A 21,950-nucleotide genomic window follows, 5' to 3' on the forward strand; every position below is an offset into this window, starting at 1 on the left:
GAAGGCACATCGTGAGCGGGGCGGGCCGCGCCACGGGAGTTGTCCTCGGTGCCTGGGTCGGGCGATGAAGGCGCATGGTCCTTCGCATGGGGTGGTGCGTTCTCGTCCTGCTCGCGGTGTCTTGTGCCGCGCACCGTCGCGCCGACGAGGGCGGGGTGCGAGCCGTCAGGTCGGAGCTCTTCCGGGCGCGAGGTGACGCCGCTGTGGAGGCGAAGCAGTGGGGCCCGGCGGCGGGGTACTTCGCGGCCGCGCGGCAGCAGGAGGACTCACCGGCCGCGCGCTGGGGACAGGCGTGGGCGGAGGCGCGCGCTTCGTCCCTGCGGTGGACGCAGCGCTTCGAGGGCTCGGTCCTGGCACTGGCATTCTCGCCCGACGGGAAGCTGCTGGCGTCGGGTGGCTACGACGCTGTCGTACGCGTCTGGGACGTGAAGTCAGGAGCGCGGGTGGCGGAGCTGAAGGGCCATGAGGCGGAGGTCCATGCCGTCGCCTTCTCGCCCGACGGGCGGTGGTTGGCCGCCGCAGGACGGCCCGGGGCGTTGTGGCTCTGGGACTGGCAGCAGGGCCGCAGGGTGGCGCTGCTGGCCGGGCACACGGACGTCGTCCGGGGCCTGGCCTTCTCGCCCGATGGCGAGCGCCTGGCGTCCGCGGGCCTGGACCGGACGGTGCGCGTCTGGAACGTCCGGGATGGTGCGGAGCTGCTTCGCTTCTCCCACGACGACATCGCCACCGCCGTGGCCTTCTCCTCGGAGGGCGGCCGACTGGTCTCGACGAGCCTGGACCGGACCGCGAGGGTGTGGGACCTGGCGGCACGCCGCGAGCTGCATCGCCTGACGGGGCACGGCGACAAGGTGGAGTCCTGTGCCTTCTCGGCGGATGGGGAACGGGTGATGACGGCGGCGGCGGACCGGTCCATCCGCTTCTGGAGCGCCAGGACGGGGGCGCTGCTCGACGTGCAACGCCCCTCCGGCGAGCTCTCCGCGGTCGCCATCGATGGCCGCTTCGAGCAGCTCGTGCAGGCGGGTTGGGAAGGGCGGGTCCAGCGCGTGGACGTGCGCGATGGCGAGGTGGTGGAGCGGCTGGATGCGCATCGGACGTTCGTCATGTCCGTGGCCTTGTCACCGGATGGCCGCACGTACGCCTCCGGCGGCATGGACGGCGTCCTGAAAGTCTGGTCACGGCCGGAGGTTTCCCCGGACGTCCTGCTGCGAGACCTGCCCGTCTGGATGGAGACGCTGGCCTTCGTGGGGCCCGACACCTTCGTGTCGGGAGGGGAGTCCGGCCTTCACCCGTGGTCGCTTTCGTCCAGTGGTGAGGTTTCATCGCGGCCCGCGTCGCCGGACGCAGTGGGCGTCGTCGCCGCGAACGTGAAGCACGGGCGGGTGGCGGTGGGGACGTTGCAGGGCGAGGTGCGCGTGAGGGATGCGCGGTCAGGGCGCGAGGTCATGTCGGTCCCCGCCTCGCGTGAGTCCATCCGGGCGCTGGCTTTCAATCCGGAGGGCTCGCTGCTTGCCGCGGGCGTGGGGCACGACATCCTGGTCTGGGCGGTTCCCTCGGGGACCGAGGTGGCGCGGCTGGTGGGGCATCGCGGGAAGGCCTGGGCCCTGGCTTTCGACACGAGCGGGCGCCGGCTGGCGTCGGGGGCCGCGGACCACAGCGTGCGCGTCTGGGACGTGGAGCGCGGAACGCAGCTGCGCGTCCTGGAGGCGGGGGACCGGGTTCGTGCCGTGGCCTTCCTGTCGTCCGGTGCGCTGCTGACCGCCGGGATGCGCCAACCCATCCGACTCTGGGATGTCGACGACGGCCGTCTGCTGCTCGCCATGGACGAGCGCACGGTGGGTGTCTTCTCGCTGGCGGTGGCGCCCGGTGAGCGGTTCCTGGCCTCGGGCGGAATGGGTGGTGAGGTGAAGCTCTGGAGCCTCCCAGATGGCGCGCTGATGGGCGAGGTCCCCGGCCAGCAGGGCTTCGCCTCCGCCGTGGCCTTCTCGCCGGATGGCGCCTGGCTGGCGTCGTCTGCCTCGGACCGGACCCTGCGGCTGCTTCGTTTCAAAGCCCATGCATCGCCCCCGCCCGTGGGCACTGACGTGTCGCCCACCTTGCGGAGGCTGGGCGTGTCCTGGGACGCAGGCCAGCGCATCTTCACGCTGCATTGAGCATGCAGCCGCTCCCGGCTTCATGGTTTGCTCCCGCACGGGATGGAGGGGGAGGGGCCCGGGCTTCCCTGGCGAGGACATGGAGCAGGTGAAGACAGCCATCGCGACATGCCAGGCCCTGGCCGTGGTGTTGGCGTTGCTCGGACCTCTGGGCGCTGCCAAGGCGGATGAGGGGATTGCCCGGGAGCATGGCTGGAACGGCTTCTGGCTGGGGGCGCATGGCCTGGCGAGCTCGGGGTTCCGGAAGGACGTGACGGAGCCTGCCGAGGGCCGGGCCGATGAAGTGCGTTACGGAGCGGGCGCGGGGCTGGGGCTCCGCGCGGGTTATGACTATCGGGGCGTGCTGGGCGCCTTTCTCGCCGCCGAGCTCAGTGTCGGGCGAGAGGGCCCCTACCGTTCGCTGGGAGGCGGAGCGCGGGTGATGCTCCCCCTGGGCCACTCCTTCCGGCTGGGCACCACCGCGGGCGTGCGGTTCATCGACAGCGACCCGACATTGCCCTTCGTCACGGCGGGCGCCCTGATGGAGTGGCCGCTCTCCTCCCGGTTGGGCATGTCGCTGGAGGTGGACAAGGCGTGGCCCCTGGGCGGTGCCCGCTTTCGCGATGGCGGGGCGGGTACCCGGCAGCAGGTGGAGGCGCGAAGTGGCCCGTGGCGCGGCGTCCTCGCACTCACCTGGTACTTCAGGGACTGAGGCTTCACCCGCGAGCGCCGAGCTCGGTCCGGAGGAGGCGCCCGTGCAAGCCATTGCGTGTGACACCGGCGTGTGTCGCAAGCCTGGCCTGCACGGAGCGGGGGTCACCACTTCTCGACGGTGGTGACGGTCAGCGGGTACATGGGGCCCACGAAGTCGCCATTCGACGTGCATGGGCGCTCGGCGATGCTGAGGAGGCTCGCCGAGTAGTAGCCCCAGGTGGAGCTGTTGCCCTTCTCGTAGAACACATGTCCGTTGGGGAGCACGACCTTCCAGACGTGGTCGAGGTGCTCGTACCACTTGGGCGACGTGCGATTGGAGGTGATGCTCGTCACCGTGGTGCTCCACGTCCACGGCGCCGAGGCGAAGACCTCGATGGTCTGCTCGTTCTCCCAGTCGAACGGAACGAAGCTGTCGAGCCCGCCCCAGCCGTAGATGAGATACACGGACGTGCCCCAGGGCAGGTCGTAGTTCCGGTACGAGAGGTTCACCTGCGCTTCATAGGCGTAGCCATAGTCGCAGGCGTGCAGCACCGATCGCCCCTCGGCCCACATCTCCGCGGCGGACGCGGAAGAAGCCATGAAGAACACGAGGAGGGTGAGCGCTTTTCTGGAGATGGAGGTCATGGAGGGAACTCGGGGTTGGAGGTGAATTCAGCAGACACCGTCTCTACCATGAGGGTGAGCCAGGACACACGCAGTGTGCCTGGCGCATGTTTCACCGGGGACCCGGTGTCACACGTGAAACATCCCCGCAGGCGGAGCGCCTGGGAGGCTTTGTCGCGTGCCGGCGCTCGTCAGTCGCACGATCCGGCGTCGGACAGGAGGCGGCCGACGCGGACGTGGTAGAGGTCACCCGGCACGAAGGGCTCGTACTGGTGACGCACGAAGTAGAGCGTGTCGTGGTCGGGCGAGAGCGTGGGGTGGTACTCGTCCAGCTCGGTGTTCACCGTGGGGCCCAGGTTGCGGGCGGGCTGCCAGCCCCAGCGGCCCCGCTTCGCGACGTACAGGTCGCCTGAGCCGAAGCCCTCCGGCCGGTCGATGGATGCGAAGAGCAGCGTCCGTCCGTCCGGGGTGATGTTGGGGTTGAACTCCCACAGCCCGGTGTTGATGGCGGGCCCCAGGTTCTCCGCCGGGCCATAGGTGCCGTCGCGTTGCAGGCGCGAGCGCCACACGTCCCAGCCGCCGTAGCCGCCCTCGCGGTCCGAGCCGAAGTACAGTGTCCCCTCGGCGTCCACGCTCGGGTACAGCTCATCCGCGGTGCTGTGGACGGCCTCGCCCAGGTGGCGCGGCTCACCCCAGCTGCCGTCGCGCTTGCGCTCGACCACCCACAGCTCGACGTCATCGCGAGGCACGCCGTTGACGGGGCGGATGGAGGAGAAGAACAGGCGGCGCCCGTCGGGCGAGATGAACGGGTCGATGTCCGCGTACTCGCCGGAGAAGGGCGCCACGCGAGGCTCCGTCCAACGCCCGTGCCGCCACTCGGAGTAGACGATGGTGGCCTGCCGGTCGGCGGGGAAGAAGCCCGTGCTCACGCCCCAGTAGGCCGTGCGGCCGTCGGGGGAGAAGGCGATGCGGTATTCCTCCTGCTCCGGCAGGGAGATGAAGCCGGGAGAGAGCACCCGCGGGGTGCGCGGGGCGGAGGCGGACGCGGGGAAGGCGACGGAAAGCGCGAGCGCGGTGAGCAGCGTGGGGAGACGGCGCAACGGAGAAGGCATGACAGGCTCCTCTTGGAGGGAGGCAGGGACATCCCTGCCAGGGCTCCAGAGGTACGCGTGGCCCGCGGGCCTGTCTGTGATTCAGGGACGAAGCGAGCGCCGCCAGGGATGAACAGGCGCGGCGCTGGGACGACGCCAGGAATGGCCAGCAAGCGGACCTTGCTGGCGCGGCCGACGTGGCGCGGGGCTAGAGATCCTGAGCCTGCCGGAGCACCCGGTGCGTGTCCTCATCGGACAGCGTCTCCTTCAGGTGGGGCTTGAGGAAGCGGCTCAGGTACACGAGCGTGAGCTGCTGGCTGTCCGGCGTCCGCTGTCCAGACAGACGAAGCTCCGTCTGGGGATTCTTCCAGCCCTGCTCCAGGGCGTAGTCGAGCTGGGCCTGGAGGTTGTCCATCCGTGCCTCCTCCTCCCAGGCCCTGTCGCTGGGGTCCACGGGGTCGCGGTTCGAGCGCTCTTGCCGGGGCTTGTTCAGCTCCCGCAGGCGCGCGTTGCTCTCCGTGAGCCGGTTGTTGGATTCAATTCGTCGCAGCCGGGCCTCGGCGTCGGCGGCGGTGTCCCGTTCCAGGACCGGCTCGCCGTACTTCACCCGAAGCGCCCTCGCCAAGGCGCTGAACTCGTCGCGCAGCGGGCCGGAAGCCTTGAACACCACCGACACGGCGGCGAGCTTGTGCTGCACGAAGAGGAAGTCCAGCGTGGCTGGGCGCTCCGCCACCTCCTGGGTGACGCGCAGGTCGCCCTGCGGTGAGGTCGTCCACGCCTCGGGATACAGGGCCTTCACGTCCTCGGGAGACATGCCCCACCGCGTCTCCTGGAACCCGTCGCTGCTGCGGTAGTTGGCGAACGCCTCCTTCGCGAAGGCCGCATTCGAGTCGCGGATGGTCTCACGGCGCTCCAGCAAGGCCTGCTGTCGCGCGGAGGACCCGCAGGCCGTGGCGAGGAGGCAGAACGGGAGGAGTCGGGCGATGCGGCGGCACATGGCAGGCTCCGAGGGGGGCTCATGGCCGTGACGGCCCGGCTTCCTGGATATTCTAGAGCCGAGCGCCCCCGTCACGTGGAGGGCTCGGGTGGGCGGGTCTGACGGGGGATGCCCACGGCCATTGCTGAGCTTTCAAGGAGTCCCTGGACTGGCTGTCGGGCCTCCGCTGGAGGCAGGATGGTGCGCTTGGGAGGCCGCATGGCTCGAAAGCAGACCTTCGTGATGGCAATCGTCGCGGTTGTTCTGTGCGCTGCCCTCGCATGGCGGGTGCTGTCGCCGTCGGATGAGGCCCCCGCCTCGGCAAGGGTGGGGGACGCCGCGCCGCATACGGGCAGTGAGGCGGCTTCCGCGGCCCCGGCCGGAGCAGGCAGCGCGCCTCCTGGCCCGCCCGTGCAGGCCATGGCGGGGACCCCCCTGGTGGCCGAGCCGATGCGCGAGCAGGAGGGGCGACTCCAGGTCGAGGTCGTCGAAGCTTCAGGACCGAAGCCCGGGGCGCGTGTCACCTTGTACGTCCTCGGAGCCCGCGACATCCGAAGGGGCCGGGCGGCCTGGTTCATCGCGGGGCGTGGCACCACCGACGCCGAGGGGCGGGTGACGCTCCCCGCCCGGCCTGGGAATTACCTCGTCACCGCGAAGGCCGAAGGATTCGCGACCGCTCGCGCCGGCGTCGCCCGGCCGCGTGGCGAGGCCCTGACGCAGGTGCGCCTCACGCTCGGCGCGGGCGTGGTGCTGGAAGGCACGACGGTGGCGCGGGCGACGCGTGAGCCCGTCTCGCTCGCGCAGCTCACACTCACGCCGCGCACCCTCCTGGCGGTCCGCGCACCGGATGTTCCCGAGGAAGAGCAGCACACCCTCTCCAGTGATGCGCGCGGTGGCTTCCGCTTCGAGGGCCTGGCGCCGGGTGAGTACCGGCTCGAGGCCCTCGCGCCCGGGCATGCACCCCGGCACATCGAGCGCATCCACGTCCCCGCGTCGGGGCTCATCGTCGAGCTGGACGGCTCGGCTTTCATCGAGGGCTTCGTCGAGAACGCGGACGGCGCGCCCGTGGCGAGGGCGCTCGTCACGGCCTCTGGCATGGGCGCTCCCCTCAGCGCGGAGACCAGCGAGGGCGGCGGTTTCTCCCTGGAAGTCGTTCCCGGGGTCTACGAGGTCTCCGCCCGGCAGGGGGCGCTCACCGGGACGGCGCCGGGGCGCGTCGTGGTGGGCGCGGGCATGACGGTGCGCGACCTGCGCATCCGGCTGGGAAGCGCCGCGTCGATGACGGGATGGGTGCGGCGCAAGGGCGCGGGAGAGCCCATTGGCGGCGCGGCCGTGGCCATCACCCCGGGGGCGCTGACGCTCATTCCCAGCGCCGAGCCCGTGCCCGTCGCGAGCGCCGTCACCACGGCCGAGGGCCGCTTCGAGGTGGATGGGCTCGCGCCCGGGACGTACACCGTGCGCGTCCAGGCTCGAGGCTTCCAGGCAATGGAGCGCCGTGGCATCAGCGTGCTGGATGGCCAGCGCTTCGAGCTCGTGGCGGAGCTGGACGCGAACGGCCGCATCGAGGGAACGGTCGTGGACGAGGATGCCCAGCCCCTGGCAGGCATCCACGTGACGCCGGAGTGGCGCTGGGGCCGTCAGCCCCTCGGAGGCGTCCTGGGCGCGGTGACCGACGAAGCCGGCCAGTTCGCGTTGGAGGACGTCCCCGCGGTGGACGTGTACGTCGCCGCGCGGCGTGCGGATAGCCAGACGCAGGTCCGGGAGCGGGTGCCGGTGAAGGCGGGGGAGACGAGCCACGTCCGCATCCAGCTCTCCGGAGAGGGCGTGCTCGAAGGCACCGTCCGGATGGAGGACGGCCGCGTGCCGCCGCGCCCCGTCACCGTCTATGCCCTGCGCGTCGGGTTGATGCGCACGGAGGCGCTCCAGGTCCCCGCGGAGCGGGATGGCTCGTGGCGCATGCGCGTCCGCGCGGGGCGCTACCAGCTCATGGCGTGGCTCTCCGACACGGGCAACCAGAACGGCGACCAGGAGAAGGTCGTCGAGGTCGAGGTGGGCCAGACGCAGCAGGTGGAGCTCCAGGTGCGCGAGGCGAGCCATCCCATCCGTGTCACCGTGCTCGAACCGAATGGCGCGCCCAGCGTCGCGGCCACCGTCATGGCGAGCGATGTGGGCAGCAACGAGATTCTGCTCGAGGACCTCACGGATTCCGCGGGGCAGGTCACCCTGGTCGCGGACTCGGTCAGCACCCGCGCGATGCGCGTGTGGGCCACCAACGGCGGCCGCAGGGGGGAGCTCCCCTCGGTCCCCGTGTCGCAAGAGTCAGTGACGCTCCAGCTCTCCGCCGGGGGACGGCTGACGGGCACGGTGCGCTCGGCCGGCGGCAGGGCGGTGGAGGGCTTCCGGTTGGTGGTCTCCGCGACGCGCTCGGATGAGGACTACCTCACTCGCCAGGAGCTCGAGTTCGCGGGCGACCGCTTCAGCGTCGAGGACGTCCCCGCCGGGCCCATCAGCGTCTCCGCGACGCTGGCGGACGGCCGGGCTGGCGCCGTGGAGGCTGTCAGCACCGCTGGGGAGACGACGCAGGTCGAGGTGGTGGTGGAGGCCGGGGGCGGCGTCTCCGGGCGGCTGGTGGACGCCAGGGGCGCCCCCGTGGCCGAGGCGTTCGTGGACGTGGATGGCATCGCCTCGCCCCCGACCGGGCCTGACGGCCGCTTCTCCCTGACGGACCTCGCGCCCGGCTCACATCGACTCATCGCCTGGAGCCGGACGACGGCGCGCGCGGAGCGGCAGGTGAGCCTGGCCTCCGGGAAGGTGCTGGAGGTCGGCGACTGGAAGCTGGGGCCTCCGCGTGTCGAGCCCGGGCGGCTGGGCATCTCCTTCGGCATGGACGGCAAGGACGTCACCGTGAGCGCCCTGGTGGAGGACCTGCACCAGGGGGCCCTGCGCGTGGGCGACGTGGTGCGCGCCATCGACGGTGCGCCCGTCCTCAGCGTGGGCGACGCCCGTGAGCGCGAGCTGGGCACCCCGGGAAGCCCTGCCACCCTGCTCATCCGCAGGGCGTCACACACCTATCCCGTGACGGTGATGCGCGCACCTTGAGCGCCTCGCGCACCCGGTGGCGGCCCCATGCTCAGCGTGTAGGCGGCCATCTCGCAGTGCGCGAGTTTGTTTGAGCTCAAAAGTATAGACGGGCTCCACCTGACCTGTTAACGAATGACCGCATTGTTCCTCGGGTGGTCTGTCCCGCGCGCCAGCGTCCTTGCTGAGTGTGCACCGGGAGAGGGCCGCCCCATGTGCCAAGTCAGGCGCTCTGGACGCGCGTGGCCATTCGCGGCCCGCGTGCATCCGCCGCCTATTGCCAGGAGTTGCGGTTGTCCACCCGTCTTGCCCGATTCTCGCACGCGCTTTTCCTATCTGGATTGACCTGCCTCTTCGCGCCCGCCGCGTCCGCGGAGGACGACGTGGCCGAAGACGCAGACATGCTCAAGGTCGGCGGCGCGCTGCGCCTCAATGCCTTCGTCAAGACGTGGCCCGGAGAAGAAGACAACCGGCGCCGCGGTGGCGATGTCGCTTTCGACACCTTCCGGCTCAACGTCGACGCCAGGCTCTCCAAGGTGTTGATGTCCGCCGAGTACCGCCTCTATTCGGGGTACTCCATGCTCCACCACGGGTGGGTGGGCTACGAGTTCTCCAAGGCCACGCAGCTCCAGCTCGGCGTCCACCGCGTGCCGTTTGGTGTCCTGCCCTACGCCTCTCACAACTGGTTCTTCTCGCTGCCCTACTACATGGGCATGGAGGATGACTACGACCTGGGGCTCAAGCTCATCCACACCCAGGGCCCGTGGGACCTCCAGCTCGCCTTCTACAAGAACGACGAAGGCAGCTTCACCGGCCGGAGCACGGACAGCGCGCGCTACTCCTTCGACGTCGTGCAGGTGAGCAGCTCCAACGCCGGTGAGTCGTACCTGGGCGTGGAGAGCGCGAACCATGAGAGCAACAAGCTCAACGCGCGTCTGGCCTACACCTTCCAGCATGGGGATCTGGGGCGGACGGAGGTCGGCCTGTCCGCGCAGGCGGGGCAGATCTACAACAGCGTCACCCGGCGCAATGGCCTGAACCTGGCCGGCGCGCTGCACCTGGACGGCTACTACGGTCCCTTCAACCTCCGGATGGAGGTGCTCACCTACCGCTACGACCTGAAGAACCCGGAGGGCCAGGACGACGCCATCGTGACGATGGGCGCGTATGACGCCCCCTACAAGATGGCGGCCCAGGGCACCGTCTACGCGGCGGGGGTGTCCTACGACGTGCCCGTGTCGTGGGGGCCCATCTCCAAGCTCACCTTCTACGACGACTTCAGTCTCTTCGACAAAGCCGACGCCGCCTTCGAGACGTCCATGCAGAACGTGCTGGGCATGCTCGTCACCGCGGGCCCCGTCTTCACCTACGTCGACGTGGCGAGCGGAAAGAACCAGCCGTGGCTGGGGCCCAGCTATGGCCATGCGCTCGCCGAGGGTGACCCGAACGCGCCCTGGGAGACGCGCTTCAACATCAACGTCGGTTACTACTTCTGAGGCGCCCATGGAGAAGATTGAAGTCCGCGGCCTGCGGAAGATTTATGGCGGGCATCCGGAGCGGGCCATCGCCCTGCTGGAGAAGGGGCGGAGCAAGCAGGAGATCCTGGAGGAGACGGGCTGCACCGTCGCCATCCAGGAGGCCTCGTTCGACGTGAGGGCGGGCGAGATCTTCGTCATCATGGGGCTGTCCGGCAGCGGCAAGTCCACGGTGCTGCGCTGCCTCAACCGCCTCATCGAGCCCTCCGCCGGGAGCGTGCACGTGGACGGCGTGGACGTCACCCGGGCGGACCGGGCGGGGCTGCTCGACGTGCGGCGCCGGAAGATGGCCATGGTGTTCCAGAACTTCGGCCTGCTTCCGCACCGCAGCATCATCCGGAACGTGGAGTACGGGCTGGAGATGCAGGGCCTGGAGCGGCGGGAGTCGCGGCCCAAGGCGATGCAGGCGCTCGAGCTGGTGGGCCTGAAGGGTTACGAGGAGAAGTTCCCCCACGAGCTGAGCGGCGGCATGCAGCAGCGCGTGGGGCTGGCGCGCGCCATCGCCACCGACGCGGAAATCCTGCTCATGGACGAGGCCTTCAGCGCGCTGGACCCGCTCATCCGCCGGCAGATGCAGGACGAGCTGCTCGAGCTCCAGTCGCGGATGAACAAGACCATCGTGTTCATCACCCACGACCTGGACGAGGCGCTGAAGCTGGGCGGGCGCATCGTCATCATGAAGGACGGCCGCATCGCGCAGCTCGGCACTCCGGAGGAGATTCTCACGCGCCCCGCGGACGACTACGTGCGCGCCTTCGTGGAGCACGTGGACCGCACCAAGGTCATCACGGCACGGACCATCATGCGGCGGCCCGAGTCCGTGGTGCACCCCAAGGACGGGCCGGCGCTGGCCGTCAAGCGCATGCGCGAGTCGGGCACCTCCACGCTCTTCGTGACGAACCAGGCACGCAAGCTGGTGGGGCTGGTGCGTATCGAGGATGCGCTGCGGCTGATGGCGGAGGACAAGCACAGCCTCGAGAGCATCCTCGTCACCGACCTGCCGACCACGTCTCCGGACACGCCCCTGTCGAAGCTGGTGGCGGTGGCGGCCACCACCCAGATTCCCATCGCCGTCGTGGCCGAGGACCAGTCCTTCCTCGGCATCGTCAGCCGCGCCACCTTGCTGGCCAGCATCGCGGGGGAGAAGAGCTGACATGAGTGCACTGAAAATCGGAGAGGGCTTCGAGGAGCTCATCGACTGGCTGGGCGAGCGCGGCGCGCCCGTGTTCGACGCCATCCGTACCGTCCTCACGGCCTGCATCCAGGGCCTGGAGTACGTGCTGCTCCTGCCGCCGAGCTACGTCGTCATCGCGGTGTTGATGGGGCTGGCCTGGCGCCTGTCCGGCCTGGGGACGGCGGTGTTCACCGCGCTGGGCATGCTGCTCATCCAGGACATGGGCCTGTGGCAGGCCACCATGGAGACGCTGGCGCTGGTGCTCAGCTCGGCGCTGGTGGCGCTGGTGCTGGGGATTCCCCTGGGCATCTGGGCCTCCTACAGCCGCACCGTGGAGCGGGTGCTGCGTCCCGCCCTGGACCTGATGCAGACGATGCCCGCCTTCGTCTACCTCATCCCCGCGGTGCTGTTCTTCCGGCTGGGGAAGGTGCCCGGCGTGGTGGCCACGGTCATCTTCGCCATGCCGCCCGCGGTGCGCCTCACCAACCTGGGCATCCGGCAGGTGCCCACGGAGGTCGTCGAGGCCGCCATCGCCTTCGGCGCGACGCCGCGCCAGACGCTCATCAACGTCCAGCTCCCCATCGCCATCCCCACGCTGCTGGCCGGGGTGAATCAGACCATCATGCTGTCGCTCTCCATGGTGGTCATCTCCGCCATGATTGGCGCGGGTGGCCTGGGCGAGCAGGTCCTGAAAGGCATCACCCAGCTTCGCATCGGGCTGGGCTTCGAGAGCGGCATCGCGGTGGTCATCCTGGCCATCGTGCTGGACCGCCTGACTCACGCGCTGGGCAAGCCCCGGACGCGCTCATCATGAAGGAGACCCACCCCGTGAAGATTTCCTCTCTCAACCGCCTGCCCCTGATGCTCACGGCCGTGGCGGGGTTGCTCGTCGCCTCCGGCTGCAAGCAGGAGAACAAGGCGCCCGCTGGCGACACCGCCGAGGCGGCCGCTCCAGCCAAGAAGCCCGTGGTCCGGCTCGTCTACGTGAACTGGGCCGAGGGCGTGGCCATGACCCACCTGGTCCAGGCCGTCCTGGAGGACCGGATGGGCTACCAGGTGCAGACCACCATGGCGGACGTGGCTCCTGTGTTCGCCTCGCTCGCCAATGGCGACGCGGACGCGTTCCTGGACGGCTGGCTGCCCGTCACCCACAAGAGCTACATGGAGCGCTTCCAGGGCAAGGTGGTGGACCTGGGCACCAACTACGAGGGGGCCCGGATTGGCCTGGTGGTGCCGGCGGACCTGGACATCACCAGCATCGAGCAGCTCAACGGCAAGAAGCAGGCGCTGAACGAGACCATCGTCGGTATCGACTCGGGCGCGGGCATCATGACCACCACGGAGAAGGCCATCAAGGAGTACGGGCTGGAGCTGAAGCTGGTCCCCTCCAGCGGACCGGCGATGACCGCCGAGCTCAAGGACGCCGTCGCCAAGAAGCGTCCCGTGGTCGTCACCGGCTGGAAGCCGCACTGGAAGTTCGCGCGCTGGGACCTGAAGTTCCTCGAGGACCCGAAGGGCGTCTATGGCGCCGCGGAGTCCATCCACACGCTCACTCGCGTGGGATTGGAGAAGGACCTGCCTGACGTCGCGGCCCTGCTGCGCAACTTCAAGCTGGATGACCAGCAGCTCGGCAGCCTGATGGGCGCCGTCTCTGACGCCGAGGACGCGCCGGAGAAGGCCGTGCGTGAGTGGATGAAGCAGAACCAGGCGCTCGTGGACGGCTGGATTCCCAAGGCCTGAGCGGCCCTGCGCGGACCCCGGGGCCATGGGTGGGCCCCGGGACGCGCGAAGTCTCACCAGATGGTGCCGTCGCAGCCCCAGCCCGCGCCGTCACAGCTGATCCACCCGGGGGCGCCCGGGGCGTCGGGGCGGTAGTCGCACGCCCAGGTGCCGTGGCAGCTCAGCACCGCGCCGTTGTTACAGACGAGCTCCAGGAAGCAGGGCGCGTTGTCGAGCTCCGCGTCGGGCGTGTCCGCCACGGCCAGCGGTGGAATCACGGCGCCAAGCCCGACGACGACACCCAGGGTGACGGCAAGCCATTGCTTCATGAAAACCAACCTTTCGTGAGGGAAACGAAAGGCTAGCTGCGCGCGAATTGACGGGTCAATGTAGGGGCGGCTGCGTACCCTGCGCCGTGTTCACTCACCGCCCGCAGCGAGGTTCGAATTTTCACCTCGGGTTGCAAGGCGGGCGCGAGACTCCAGCGCAATGAGTTTCAGGACGCCGCTTCGCAGCTGCTGGTAGATGTCTCGCTCCGTCACGCCAAGGCGGACGGCATTGGAGATGTCATGGATGCCGTCGTGGGCCTCGGAGTGCTCGCCGTGCAAGCCGCGGATGGCGAGCCCCAGCTTCGAACAGAGCGCCCGGAAGTCCGGCCGTCGTGACAGGCACGGCAACCTGATGAGCACCGATGCGCGCATGGCCGTGCCCAGGTTGGTGGGGCACGTCGTGTGGTAACCGAGCCGTTCATCCCGGGCGAACTCCAGGCGTTCTTCGAGGACGTCGAGCGCCGCCTTGAGGCGATGGAAGACCTGCGCGAGCCCGGAGCCCGGCTGCATGCTGATGATGCGCAGGGCGTCCTCTTCTCCCACCCAGACGATGAAGCGCATGTCGGCGGAGTGGAAGATGCCGCGGTTGCGAGGCCAGTCCCGGTTGACGCCCGCGCTGTCGAGGAAGCGGTCCGCCGGCTTGAAGAGGACATGCTGCTCCACCAGCTCGCGCCGCCGCGCCTCGGAGAGGCTGGCCAGGGGATGGTATTCCCCCGCGAGCTCGCCACGCAGCTGGCCAAGGACCTGGACGACCTCGGCTTCCAGCGCGGCCCTCGCGCGAGCGCCTATCGCAGGAGGGAAGGCATACCGGGCGAGGTTCCGGCCCACGCGAATCCGCGTGGAGAGGATGAACTCGCCCGTGGGGTCCAGGTCGTCCTGGGGCAGACCTTCGAGCGAGAAGTCACTCGCGTGTCCCTCCAGGTCATAGCCGGCGTGCTCCTGGATGAGGGGGTGGAGCAGCGGCGAGAACAGGGCGTAGGACTCGCTGTCACCCGCGTAGACACCCACCTGGGAGTCTTCATGGTCGAGGCCGCTCTGGATGGCCTTCCGGAGCGTCCACCCGTTGCGGGTCGTGAGCCTCTCGAGCCTGGCTTTCAGTTCGGGCGTGAGGTGCTTGTGCAGCAGCATCGCGCCCCGCGTGAGCAGGGCGTGTGCCACCGGGGCCGCGGCTCGAATACGAGTGATTCTCCAGGCTTGGGCCGTGGCGGCGGCCGGCCTGTGCGGTCGTTGACGTGTCAACTATCGGCGTGACACGTCAGCACCGGAGCGTGGGCGAGGCTCAGGGCGCGTCGAAGCCGACGGTGACGGGCATGGGCGCGAAGCTGGCCGGGTCCCCGTAGAACCGCGCCCACGACACGGCCCGGTACTGGTCGGGGGGCGCGCCCGGAGCAGGGGCCTGGAGGGTCAGTGGCGCGTAGTCTGGATGCTGCTCGACGAGGCAGACGTTGCCGTTGGCGACGAGGTGGCCCCTGGCGCGCGTTCCTCCCACGCGGTGGTAGCGGCCCGAGGCGGCGGACCACTTGTAGAGGTCCGTGTACAGCTCGGTATGGGTGCAGTTGGCGCCCTTGCGTCCCACCAGCGACGTGTGCACCCACGCGGAGTAGGTCGTGCCCGCCGGACCGGGCTGCACGTTGACGTCGAGGGCGTACATGCGGCATCCCGTGGACGCGTAGGCCGTGCCGTCACTCGCGGCGGACTGCGACGTGCCAGCGAGGGTGAGGGCGTCCTCCGCCGGGGTGTCGATGAGGCACGTGTAGTGGGCCTTCACCGCCTCGGCCACCTTCTGCCAGTGCTGCGTGCGGGTGGTGTTGGACTGCTCGATTTGAATGCCCCGGCCGCCCAGCGCGAGCTCGTTGACGAAGTTGGAGGGCTCGGCGCCCGCGAACACGGGTGGGTCGTGGAGCACGCCCAGGCCCTGGCCTCGCAGGGCGTCGCGGATGGCCTCCGCCACGCCTTCCCGGAACACGGCGGCCTCTCCGCCACCCACCAGCACGCCCGCCGCCGGGTAGCTGGTGTCGGCGTAGCCATGGAACGACACGGCATATTTGAAGTCACGCCCCAGGACGGTGCCGAGCCCGGGGAAGCTGGTGCCGTCGATGTCCGTGGAGGTGATGTGCCAATGGTCCCTGGCGTTGAGGCTGCCCGCGTACCAGCCCTTCACCCGCCAGGTGGACACCTTCGAGGTGGCGGCCGGGGCAATCCACTCCACCTGCTCCGCGGTCTGCACCTCGATGTTGCCGCCGTGCGGCGCGGTGTAGATGAGCGTGTTGTTGAGACCGTTGTCGGCCACCCGCTCGATGATCTGGTTGGGCTTCGTCCCCTCCATGCCGTCGAGCTCGGCCTCGGTCTCCGTGCCCGGATGGTAGGTGACTCCGTCCCGGTCGGTCGCGCGGCCATGCATGGCCGTGAGCACCACGCTCGCGTTGGCGGCCATGTCCAGCCGGGCAATGCCCGTCGAGTGCATCTTCACCACGCCCGCACCCGGGTCGAGCGCCTGCTTGACGGTGCAGAGGCCTTCGTTGAACGAGGCGCCCGAGCCGGTGCGCACGCGGAGCTGCCGCCCCACGCCGCTGCCGAGCAGCGTCAGGACATCCTGCGGGACGTGGCAATACTCCTTGGCGGCGTAGCCGGAGATGCTGTTGTCCGCCGTCAATGTCAGCGCGCCCGAAACCAGGGCGGCCTGCGTCTGTGAAAACGCTTCAGGCGTTGCCAGGGGGGTTCCTCCCTCGCAGCCCACGAGTGACAATGCCAGACCACCGACCCAGACGATTCGTGCCGTATCCATGGCTCCTCCCGGTTTGGTCTGGAGCTGTGCAATCGCATTGCCACGGATTGACCTGCCAGACTTCGAGAGACAGAGGCGATGTTGCGCCAGGTCTTGCGTCGGGTGTCGCAAAGCCTGCTGGCAAGGATTGCCGTTCACCGGCGGCGCAGGCAGTTGTTGCGGGGAGAGGCCGGGGCTCGCTTCGCCCTCTCCAACGGAGGGTGGGTGGAAAAATACACTCCCGGTTGAATGTGGCGGCGATTTCAGTCAGCCTTCGAGACGTTCTCGATTCTGGGGGTTCCTGATTGGTTCGTTCCGCCGTGCTGTTCGCGTGTCTCGCGCTCTCACCCGTCCTGATGTCCTGTACGAGCGACCCCTGCACCTCCTTGTCGACATGCGCGGCGTGCGCGGGGGAGTACATCGCGGAAGGCTGCAAGTGGTGCCCCTCGGACAACACGTGCTCGGCCTACGGTGACGAGAGCAGTTGCTCGTACTCGGAGCTGACCGATGAGGTGGCGCAGTGTGCTGGAAACTCGTCCGCGTGTGACCGGCCATACTCAGGGCCGACGGCGGATCCGCAGTCCTCCAGCTTCTGCCAGGCGGCGTATCACTATGGCTGCCAGGGCCGGGATTCGGAGCGCAGCGCCAACTGCCAAATCTACGCTCAGTTCGAGGCGGACAACCCGGGGCTGACGCCGTGCCCCTATTGCCCCTGAGCTTCGGGGCGCGCCACCGCTCACCTGCAACAGCGCGGGTGAGCGGCGGGCGATGGACTAGCGGCCCGTGGGCGCCTGCAGCCGGGGCGGCAGGTGCGGACCGAACTCGATGATGCCGACCTCGGGCGGTGGCACGGGGGCGTACCTCAGCGACGAGACGCCGCCCCAACGCCGCACGGTCTCCTCGGCCTGGAGGCGCTCCTGGGGAGGCAGCTGGCTGATGGAGCTGCCGTGGTTGCCACCCGGAACGACGAACACCGGGGAGTCCTCGGCATTGCCAATGGGGAACGCCGCCGCCGTCCACGGGTCCAGGTCACCGTAGATGAACATCACCCGCTGGCCCTGGGTGACCAGCCAGTCCGCGATGTCCTGCATGGCCTGGGGCCGGAACACGACGGGCACGCCGGGCGTGGAGTACAGGGGGGCGATGTTCGTCCCCGGGAAGGCGATGCGGCTGCCCAGGTGGGCCTCATAGGGCTTGGGCCAGCCCAGCTCCAGGCTCGCCTGGTAGTAGTACGGATGGTACGGGCCAATGCCCGAGCTGCCATCGTCCGAGAAGGTGGCGAGGCCCACCGTCCAGTTCACCATGTCCAGCAGGTGCTGGCTCGTGGCCGAGGCATCCGGGAACTGGCCGCAGTTCCGCGGCGAGTCGTACTGCCAGAAGGCGAAGTACGTCTCGATGACGGCGTGCTCCAGGGCCCGCTCGAAGCCGAGTTGGTTGTAGGTCAGGCCGTGGTTCGCGGCGTACGCGCGCAGCAGGTCCAGCATCTCCTCACGCCGGTCGAGGACGGCGCGCTGGAAGGTACGGATGCGCTCGCGGCACCAGGCCTGCTCGGGGCCGCCCACGGCTTCCTGGAAGGCGGGGAAGCGTTCGTCTTCGCCGAGAACGAGCGGCGCCACGTAGGCCACGGTCGCGTACACGTCATCCGGGTAGAACCGGCGGTAGAACACCATCGTCTCGCCGCCCTTGCTGCCGCCGGTGGTGATCCACCGCGCGGAGTAGATGGGCTTGAGCGCCTCGACGACCCGGTGGAAGTCGGCGGCCGACTGCTGGATGGTGAGCAGGCTCCAGTCCGCCGGCTCCGGGCGGCTGGGCAGGAAGAAGCGGTGCTCGATGGACAGCTGGTTGGCGGCCAGCAGCGTCGTCAGCTCGCGGCGGCCCGTGGACATGGACACGTAGTAGCCGCTCGTGTGGAAGACCATGGGCGCCGCGTCGGAGTGGTGCAGCAGCGTCATGCGCTGCTTGAAGCGCTGGCACTCGGGGCGCACATGGTCCGCGGGCTGGTCGTACTCCATGACGAAGAAGCGATGGCCCGCGGGGACGCTGCTGCCATTGGGATTCTCCGCCACGGTGAGGCCTGGAATCGCCCGCAGCCGGTCCAGGATGTCCGCGTTCGGGTCCAGGACGACGGTCGGGTCGCCCGGCAACGGGCTGCCCGCGTCCGGCGGACCGAAGGGGCACGCGGGCGGCTCCGTGCCGGCATCGCCGCTGCCCGCGTCGACGGGGTCCGTCCCTCCGTCCGCTTCGCCCGTGCCCCCGTCCTCCTCGCCCGTTCCGCCATCGTCCGGCGGCGCTCCCGCGTCCACCTCGGTCCCCGCGTCCTCCGGCGGGGTGCCTGCGTCTTCGTCCGTGCCGGCGTCCTCCGGGAGGACTCCCGCGTCCTCGTCCGTGCCGGCGTCCTCCGGAGGCGTGCCTGCGTCATCCGTCCCGGCGTCACCTGGAGGGTTGCCTGCATCCTCGTCGGTGCCGGCGTCCTCCGGGGGGAAGCCCGCGTCGTTGCCCCCATCCATCGTCTGGAGGCCCGCGTCTGGAATCGGCTTCGGCGTATCGTCGCCACACGCCGTCTGGGTCAGCATCAGCAGCAGCGGGAGGACGAGAAGGGGTGTGTGGGACAGCCTTCTGGGATGGCGCATGAACCCCTCTGTGGATGACATGGTGGCGCGAGACTAACGCATCGAGGCGCGTACCCCGCACGGGATGAAGAGGCCAATACGCGTCGGCGCGCCGGTGGAAACATCCAGCCGTCAGATGGCTTGCCGCCATCCGCACAGGCGGGATGTAATGATGCGCATGCCCCACAGCGTGACCTTCGCCGTCGATGACGTGAAACCCGCCGTCCTGCCACTCGAGGAAATGCGGCTCGAGGAGGCCCTGAGGGGGCGCTTGGATGACAAGATTCTGGGGGCCTCCCACGCCGGGGCGCTCTTCGTCCGGCCGGAGGATACCCACCCCCTGCTGTCCGCGGTGCATCTGGCCTTCAGCGGGCACCGCCCGTTGGTGCTGACGCCAGACGTCCTGTGGATCACCATCGCCCAGGGGGTGGCCCTGCACGTCATCCGCAACGCGGAGGCGCTGCGGTTCGACCTGGTGCGCCACCGGGGGCGTATGCGTTTGACGGTGACGCGCGATGCCTCGCGGGGCGACGTCGCATCGGAGGACTTCTGGCCAGGCATCGTGGCGGAGTTCTCCGCGCAGATTCAAGGCCACTCGCCCGCGATGCATGACCTGATGGTGTGTGACTTCTCCACGACGGGACCGGTGGAGCGCGTGGTCAGCCAGGTGGTGCTGATGGATGCGATGCGCGAGTACTTCGACTACGCGGTGATGTGCATCTGCGGCATCCCCACCATCACGCTCGAAGGCTCGCCAGACGACTGGCGCAAGTTCCGGGACAAGGTGGAGCAGCTTCCCCGCTATGGCCTGGAGGGCTGGGCCCGGCACCTGAAGCCGCTGTGCGACGAGTTCATCCGGGCCTCCGAGGGGAAGGCGGACCGCGAGTTCTGGCGTGCCATCTACAAGCTGCACCACGCCTACGGCCGGGAAACGTTCAATGGCTGGATTGGCAAGCTGTTTCCCTTCCTCCGCAACCATGCGACGGGGGCCTATGACGTTCCCAACCCGATGTTGGAGCCCGAGGAGCTGGGCAAGCCCGACGGCATGGAGCGGAGCGTCTCCCTCTCGAGCAAAAAACTGCCCACGGGCCTGTCTCGCGTCCCCGTCCTCCTCGAGGTGGTGACCGACCAGGGGCTGGTGAAGGCGCGGATGGCCCTGTCAGCGGGCTTCATGGGGACCTGCCAGTCCGCCGACACGCTGGCGCTGCGGCCGGTGCCGGGCTGGGTCATCCACGAGGACCTGGGGTTGGATGCGATGCTCCGGCGCGTCGAGGATGAACATGCGGCGGAGCCTCCCATGTCCGAGGCGCGCTGGGACGAGTGGCGCGAGCTGTGGAGCGGCGGGGGGCTGCCGGGAGAAATCCAGCAACTCTATGCCGCGTTCAATGGGGCGTCGCTCTTCGGCAAGGGCGCCGAAGCGGTGTACCGCATCCGTTCAACGGAGGCGCTGGAGGTCTTCTTCCAGATGCGCTGGTGGAACGCCAGCCAGCCAGGGTCGGGCGGCCCCAGTACGCCGGCGGGTTGGACGCGGTTCTGTGATGTCGGTCCGCACGGGTTCCTGGTCTACCGCTTCAACGCCCGTCGGGCAGGGCCCCGCCCTGTCTACTGGGTGGAGCGGCCCCAGGACTCGCATGGTGTGTGCGTCGCCCCGTCTCTGGCGGAGTTCCTGCGCCAGGCGCTCAACTCGCGGGGACAGGTCTACTTCAAGGCAGCGGACTTCTCGCCGGGAGCGCGCGTCGACCTGACGGAGTGAAGGGGCTCGCCGGGCTACTCGCGCCGGAGCAGGACGGTGGCGGTGCCCGCCACAGCCTCGCGCGGTCTGCCCAGGGAGATGCCCTGGAGCGCCATGTTGATGCATCGAGCGAGTGCGGAAGGCTGGTACGGCTGCGCCCGTGCCCCCAGTACGACGCCCTGGGGGGAGTAGACCAGTGCGAAGGTGTCCTGCCGGCAGGCGGCGTCCTCGCCGTTCCTCGCGTAGCACTGGTCGAGCGCGGGCGCGCGCGCCTTGATGGATTCCGCAATCCAGCCTTCGCTGTACCCCAGGGACCCGGGCGCGCTGCCCGCTTCACCGGCCAGCCGTGGTGCTTCGACGACACGGACGATGGCGGGGTCATCCATATGCGTCATCCCGTAGGCTGTCAGGACGAGCCCTCCCGTGGCAGCGACGCCCACTCCCAGTGCGCTGGCGACCATGAGGACGGTCTGCAGCCGGACGCATGGGGGCGGCGCGGTCTCCGGTACCTGGGCCTCGTTCGCGGGGCCCGCGGGTGCGGCCGCGGCGGGCTCGGGCGCGGGGTGTGGTGGAGCCACGGTGTCGGCGGCGTGCGTCCATGGCTCGAGCGCCTGCGCCAGCTCCCGCGCGTCCGCGTAGCGCGCGTCCGGGTCCTTCTTCAGCGTGCGCTCCACCACCTGTGAGAAGTGTTCCGGCACATCCGCGCGCATGCCGCTGAGGGGCGTGGGCACCTTTTCGAGGATGGCGGAGAGCAGGGCGACGGTGTCCGCCACGTCGATGGGCCGCTGCCCCGTCACCATCTGATACAGGCAGGCTCCCAGCGAGTAGATGTCCGCGCGCCCGTCGACCGGACGGCAGCGGACCTGCTCCGGGGCCATGTAGGACGGCGTTCCCACCCAGGCGCCGGACTCGGTGCCCAGCGCGGTGGCGTCGTCCTCGTGCAGGAGCCGCGCGACGCCGAAGTCCAGCACCTTCACCTGGATGTCGGCCGACCCCGTGTCGACGAGGAAGATGTTGTCGGGCTTGATGTCGCGGTGGATGACGCCGGCCTGGTGCGCCGCAGCCAGTGCGGACGCCACCTGGTGGGCGATGGTCGCCGCGCGCGCCACGGGCAGCGGGCCTTCCTTCTTCAGCAGGGACTTCAGCGTCTGTCCGAGGAGCAGCTCCATTACCAAGTAGGGCGGCTCATCCGGTCCGTCATGGAAGTCCATCACCTCGACGATGTGCGGATGCCGCACGCCCGCGGTGGCCTGGGCCTCGCGGCGGAAGCGCGCGTGCACCGCCGGCTGCCCGAAGAGGTGCTGCTGGAGCACCTTGACCGCGACGAGGCGGCCTCCGTCGAGCTGCTCGGCCTCGTAGACGGTGCCCATCCCCCCCACGCCAATCCTCCGGCGCAGTTGATACTTCTGCCCCAGCACCGTCTCCACCAAGGATGAGCGACTCATGACGCGACGTGTATACCCGAGCCTGATGAAGAACGTTGGCGCCCATCCACCC

At 69.4% G+C, this 21,950-nt stretch carries 17 protein-coding genes; 9 read left to right on the top strand and 8 right to left on the bottom strand.

The annotated features are described in order from the left end of the window. The first annotated feature begins 155 nt into the window (after positions 1-155). Together VZL07_RS26010 and VZL07_RS26015 are read left to right on the top strand one after the other, a co-directional pair. Positions 156-2,150 (top strand): WD40 repeat domain-containing protein, encoded by a 1,995-nt coding sequence (locus VZL07_RS26010; protein WP_426750384.1) that lies wholly within the window; start codon positions 156-158, stop codon positions 2,148-2,150. 88 nt (positions 2,151-2,238) lie between these two features. Next, positions 2,239-2,841: a hypothetical protein gene (locus tag VZL07_RS26015; protein ID WP_426750385.1), complete on the top strand. Its 603-nt coding sequence runs from the start codon at positions 2,239-2,241 to the stop codon at positions 2,839-2,841. 104 nt (positions 2,842-2,945) lie between these two features. Here the strand turns inward: VZL07_RS26015 and VZL07_RS26020 are convergent, their stop codons facing one another. The 3 genes from VZL07_RS26020 to VZL07_RS26030 form a co-directional block, all read right to left on the bottom strand. Beyond that, the gene (locus tag VZL07_RS26020) at positions 2,946-3,467 is read right to left on the bottom strand and encodes a hypothetical protein (protein ID WP_426750386.1); all 522 of its coding nucleotides are present in this window, start codon (positions 3,465-3,467) and stop codon (positions 2,946-2,948) included. 170 nt (positions 3,468-3,637) lie between these two features. Further along, positions 3,638-4,558 carry a TolB family protein gene (locus tag VZL07_RS26025; protein ID WP_426750387.1) on the bottom strand — a complete coding sequence of 307 codons (921 nt, stop codon included), beginning with the start codon at positions 4,556-4,558 and terminating at the stop codon, positions 3,638-3,640. Positions 4,559-4,745: 187 nt separating this feature from the next. Beyond that, a complete protein-coding gene (locus tag VZL07_RS26030; RefSeq protein WP_426750389.1) occupies positions 4,746-5,534 on the bottom strand; it encodes a hypothetical protein in 789 nt (262 codons plus the stop codon). Between the two features lie 399 nt (positions 5,535-5,933). Between VZL07_RS26030 and VZL07_RS26035 the strand changes: the two genes are divergently transcribed. From VZL07_RS26035 to VZL07_RS26055, 5 genes are all read left to right on the top strand, one after another. Then, positions 5,934-8,612 carry a carboxypeptidase regulatory-like domain-containing protein gene (locus tag VZL07_RS26035; RefSeq protein ID WP_426750390.1) on the top strand — a complete coding sequence of 893 codons (2,679 nt, stop codon included), beginning with the start codon at positions 5,934-5,936 and terminating at the stop codon, positions 8,610-8,612. Positions 8,613-8,992: 380 nt separating this feature from the next. Next, entirely contained in the window at positions 8,993-10,087 is a 1,095-nt protein-coding gene (locus tag VZL07_RS26040; RefSeq protein ID WP_426757378.1) for a hypothetical protein, read from the top strand. 7 nt (positions 10,088-10,094) lie between these two features. After that, positions 10,095-11,279: a quaternary amine ABC transporter ATP-binding protein gene (locus VZL07_RS26045; protein ID WP_426750391.1), complete on the top strand. Its 1,185-nt coding sequence runs from the start codon at positions 10,095-10,097 to the stop codon at positions 11,277-11,279. Between the two features lies 1 nt (position 11,280). After that, entirely contained in the window at positions 11,281-12,114 is an 834-nt protein-coding gene (locus VZL07_RS26050) for an ABC transporter permease (RefSeq protein ID WP_426750392.1), read from the top strand. 14 nt (positions 12,115-12,128) lie between these two features. After that, positions 12,129-13,040, top strand: a complete 912-nt coding sequence (locus tag VZL07_RS26055) for a glycine betaine ABC transporter substrate-binding protein (RefSeq protein WP_426750394.1) — start codon at positions 12,129-12,131, stop codon at positions 13,038-13,040. Positions 13,041-13,093: 53 nt separating this feature from the next. Here the strand turns inward: VZL07_RS26055 and VZL07_RS26060 are convergent, their stop codons facing one another. From VZL07_RS26060 to VZL07_RS26070, 3 genes are all read right to left on the bottom strand, one after another. Further along, entirely contained in the window at positions 13,094-13,348 is a 255-nt protein-coding gene (locus tag VZL07_RS26060) for a hypothetical protein (protein WP_426750395.1), read from the bottom strand. 90 nt (positions 13,349-13,438) lie between these two features. After that, complete coding sequence (locus tag VZL07_RS26065) at positions 13,439-14,506, bottom strand: phosphagen kinase (RefSeq protein WP_426750397.1); 1,068 nt, start codon at positions 14,504-14,506, stop codon at positions 13,439-13,441. Between the two features lie 121 nt (positions 14,507-14,627). After that, positions 14,628-16,133 (bottom strand): poly-gamma-glutamate hydrolase family protein, encoded by a 1,506-nt coding sequence (locus tag VZL07_RS26070; RefSeq protein WP_426750399.1) that lies wholly within the window; start codon positions 16,131-16,133, stop codon positions 14,628-14,630. 284 nt (positions 16,134-16,417) lie between these two features. Here VZL07_RS26070 and VZL07_RS26075 point away from each other — a divergent pair, with 284 nt between their 5' ends. After that, positions 16,418-16,828 carry a hypothetical protein gene (locus VZL07_RS26075; RefSeq protein WP_426750400.1) on the top strand — a complete coding sequence of 137 codons (411 nt, stop codon included), beginning with the start codon at positions 16,418-16,420 and terminating at the stop codon, positions 16,826-16,828. 57 nt (positions 16,829-16,885) lie between these two features. Here VZL07_RS26075 and VZL07_RS26080 read toward each other — a convergent pair whose 3' ends face one another. Continuing rightward, positions 16,886-18,742, bottom strand: coding sequence for a S28 family serine protease (locus VZL07_RS26080; RefSeq protein WP_426750401.1), 1,857 nt, complete (start codon positions 18,740-18,742; stop codon positions 16,886-16,888). A 157-nt stretch (positions 18,743-18,899) separates the two neighbouring features. On the opposite strand from VZL07_RS26080, the gene VZL07_RS26085 reads away from it, so the two are divergent. After that, positions 18,900-20,474 (top strand): DUF4419 domain-containing protein, encoded by a 1,575-nt coding sequence (locus VZL07_RS26085; protein WP_426750403.1) that lies wholly within the window; start codon positions 18,900-18,902, stop codon positions 20,472-20,474. 14 nt (positions 20,475-20,488) lie between these two features. Here VZL07_RS26085 and VZL07_RS26090 read toward each other — a convergent pair whose 3' ends face one another. Further along, positions 20,489-21,898 (bottom strand): serine/threonine-protein kinase, encoded by a 1,410-nt coding sequence (locus VZL07_RS26090; RefSeq protein WP_426750404.1) that lies wholly within the window; start codon positions 21,896-21,898, stop codon positions 20,489-20,491. Between the last annotated feature and the right edge of the window lie 52 nt (positions 21,899-21,950).

Origin of the sequence: Pseudomyxococcus flavus (assembly GCF_050038885.1) — a bacterium.
GTDB classification, from domain to species: Bacteria; Myxococcota; Myxococcia; order Myxococcales; family Myxococcaceae; genus Myxococcus; species Myxococcus flavus.

Coding starts and splice junctions, on each gene's coding strand:
- VZL07_RS26040 (WP_426757378.1), top strand. CDS start 8,993: ATGCTCAAGGTCGGCGGCGCGCTGCGCCTCAATGCCTTCGTCAAGACG.
- VZL07_RS26030 (WP_426750389.1), bottom strand. CDS start 5,534: ATGTGCCGCCGCATCGCCCGACTCCTCCCGTTCTGCCTCCTCGCCACG.
- VZL07_RS26035 (WP_426750390.1), top strand. CDS start 5,934: ATGGCGGGGACCCCCCTGGTGGCCGAGCCGATGCGCGAGCAGGAGGGG.
- VZL07_RS26085 (WP_426750403.1), top strand. CDS start 18,900: ATGCCCCACAGCGTGACCTTCGCCGTCGATGACGTGAAACCCGCCGTC.
- VZL07_RS26090 (WP_426750404.1), bottom strand. CDS start 21,898: ATGAGTCGCTCATCCTTGGTGGAGACGGTGCTGGGGCAGAAGTATCAA.
- VZL07_RS26060 (WP_426750395.1), bottom strand. CDS start 13,348: ATGAAGCAATGGCTTGCCGTCACCCTGGGTGTCGTCGTCGGGCTTGGC.
- VZL07_RS26045 (WP_426750391.1), top strand. CDS start 10,095: ATGGAGAAGATTGAAGTCCGCGGCCTGCGGAAGATTTATGGCGGGCAT.
- VZL07_RS26025 (WP_426750387.1), bottom strand. CDS start 4,558: ATGCCTTCTCCGTTGCGCCGTCTCCCCACGCTGCTCACCGCGCTCGCG.
- VZL07_RS26020 (WP_426750386.1), bottom strand. CDS start 3,467: ATGACCTCCATCTCCAGAAAAGCGCTCACCCTCCTCGTGTTCTTCATG.
- VZL07_RS26070 (WP_426750399.1), bottom strand. CDS start 16,133: ATGGATACGGCACGAATCGTCTGGGTCGGTGGTCTGGCATTGTCACTC.
- VZL07_RS26050 (WP_426750392.1), top strand. CDS start 11,281: ATGAGTGCACTGAAAATCGGAGAGGGCTTCGAGGAGCTCATCGACTGG.
- VZL07_RS26080 (WP_426750401.1), bottom strand. CDS start 18,742: ATGCGCCATCCCAGAAGGCTGTCCCACACACCCCTTCTCGTCCTCCCG.